The sequence below is a fragment of the Streptomyces sp. SID14478 genome (assembly GCF_010548525.1).
Classification (GTDB): Bacteria; Actinomycetota; Actinomycetes; order Streptomycetales; family Streptomycetaceae; genus Streptomyces.
Genome location: NZ_JAAGMG010001494.1, coordinates 1 through 277, shown reverse-complemented (window position 1 = coordinate 277; position 277 = coordinate 1). Strand labels below are relative to the sequence as shown.

Annotated in this window: 1 pseudogene; it reads left to right on the top strand. The window is 79.1% G+C overall.

Annotation, left to right across the window (positions count from 1 at the left end):
* Positions 1-277, top strand: a pseudogene (locus tag G3I40_RS46300) (hypothetical protein); the annotation flags it as partial.

Genomic DNA, 277 nt, shown 5'->3' with positions numbered 1-277 from the left:
CGCCGGACGCACCGCCACCACCGACGGCACCGGCGCGCACTCCACAGAAACCACCACCCGCCTGCGCCCCGTCCCGCCGGCCCCGCCCCGACCTCCCGCCCCCCGCAGGCCGGTGGGCAGGGTCGACCTCACGCCGTCCCCGCACACGGCAGGCAGGCCCTTCGTCCGGTTCGCGCGCCCCGCGCACTACGACGACAGCACCACGCAACTGCGTCCCATCGGGGCCCGGCTCAAGCCGCGCGCCGCGGCCGCCGCGGCCTGCCTCGTGCTCGGCCTC